At 73.4% G+C, this 1,909-nt stretch carries 2 protein-coding genes; both read left to right on the top strand.

From position 1 onward, the window contains the following. Nucleotides 1-428, top strand: a 428-nt coding sequence (locus tag ACXJKL_RS20165; RefSeq protein ID WP_457208776.1) for a sigma-70 family RNA polymerase sigma factor, incomplete at its 5' end; no start/stop codon positions are given. After that, the gene (locus ACXJKL_RS20170) at nucleotides 425-1,516 is read left to right on the top strand and encodes a hypothetical protein (RefSeq protein ID WP_457208777.1); all 1,092 of its coding nucleotides are present in this window, start codon (nucleotides 425-427) and stop codon (nucleotides 1,514-1,516) included. The genes ACXJKL_RS20165 and ACXJKL_RS20170, both read left to right, overlap by 4 nt. Nucleotides 1,517-1,909 lie beyond the last annotated feature (393 nt).

Consider the following 1,909-nt stretch of genomic DNA (forward strand, 5'->3'; position numbering starts at 1 on the left):
GTGCGGAGGACGCCTGCCAGGCCGCCTTCGCCAAGGCGTACGCCGCGTGGTCCCGCGTCTGCGCGGCCGAGCACCCGGACGCCTACGTGCGCCGGATGGTGGTCAACGAGGTGCTCGGCACCCGTCGCTCGGCGTGGTGGCGTCGCGAGCGACCGCACGCCGATGTCGGTGAGCCGCCGCCGCAACCGTCCGCTGAGGACGGCGTGGTGGACCGGAGCACCCTGTGGGACGCCGTCGCCGCGCTCGCGCCGCGGCAGCGTGCTGTGATCGTGCTGCGCTACTACGAGGACCTCAGCGAGGAGCAGATCGCCGCCACGCTCGGCTGCTCCCGCGGGACGGTGAAGTCCCAGGCCTCCGCCGCCCTCGGCAACCTGCGCCGTGCCACCGGTGCGGCCCTCGACGCACTCGACGAAGGAGAGCTGGCATGAGCACCGACCTGCGTGACGCCCTCGCCGCCCGCCTCGACCGGGTGACGGCACCTCCGGGCGACCTGGTGACGGTGATGCGCACCGGTCGTCGCCTTCGCACCCGGCGCCGTGCCGCCGTGGTCGGGATCGTCGCAGCCACGCTCGTCGTCGGCGGCGTGGCGGTCTCCCAGCTGATGGGTCCGTCCGACACGCGGGCCGGTGAGGGCCAGGTGGCCACCGACCCGACCGTCGTCACCGCCCCCGCCGACGGGCTGCGGGCCTACGCCGACCCCGGCGGTGTCCTGCACTTCGGGGGGCGGACCGTGCCCGTCGACCAGGTCGCGGGGCTCGACACCGACGCGGTCGCGGCCCCCGGTGGCGTCGTCCACTACGACGCCGGTCGCCCGGTGCTCCTGGACCTCGACGGGAACACCACCATGATCGAGGGAGCACTGCAGGCACCCCGGGACTGGCATCCGACGGCCAAGGCCGACTCCACCTCGTCGGAGGTCGCCGTCGCCATCCTGCGCGACGGCGGTCCCCGGCTCTTCGTCCTCGACACCGAGACCAGGGAGCTCGTCGACATGATCGACGTCGTCTGTGGGGGCTGTGACGTGGTCATCGATGCCTTCGACGACGGCGCGGTGTTCTTCCGCGATGGCACCGGCACCAAGGTCTGGGACCTCGACGGCGACGTCACCCGCCCGTTCGCAGGGCCGCGGACGTCGATCGCGGACGTCCGCAACGGCGTCGTGCTGTACGACGGCCCCCGGCCCGAGCCGGAGCCGGGCGTGGGCCAGCGCGACTACACGTTCGTGCCCGGGGCCATCGACTCCCAGCTCACCCACGACGGGGCCCACGTGCTCGCGTGGTCGAGCACCCTGGAGCCCACCGGAGTGGGGTCCACCGAGCCGCTGCAGCTGTCGGTGACCGAGCGCGACAGCGCCTCGCAGTGGACCGTCGACACCGACGGCTCCATCCTGGTCGCGTCCCGTGCCGGCAGCGCGACGATCGTCAGCGACTGCGACCCGGTCACCGGGGCGTGCAAGCGCGTCGACGTCCTCGAGGTGACCGGTGGCGACCTGATGTTCCTCGGCAACGACATGTGAGGGACCCCTCCGGGACGCCGAGCGGGCACTTCCGGACCGCTCTGGTACGCCGAGCGGGCACTTCCGGACCGCTCCGGTACGCCGAGCGGGCACTTCCGGACCGCTCCGGTACGCCGAGCGGCGCCTCGCGTCGTCGGTGGAAGCGGAGKTCACCATGGGGAGTCGGTCTGGAGGCAGCGGTCGGCGGCCTGCAGCGCTACGGAACTGCCCGGTCGGGGGTCCGGAGCGCTACGGAACTGCCCGGTCGGTCCACGGTCTAGGGTCGGCGCCGTGACCCTGCTCCTCCAGACCCCGCGCGCCCGGATCGCGCGCCTCGCTCGTCGCCTCACGGGAGGCATGAGCCCGCTCTTCGGTGCGACGGTCATGGTGACCGGGGCGTCCTCGGGCATCGGC

The sequence above is a fragment of the Nocardioides sp. P5_C9_2 genome, from assembly GCF_054049555.1.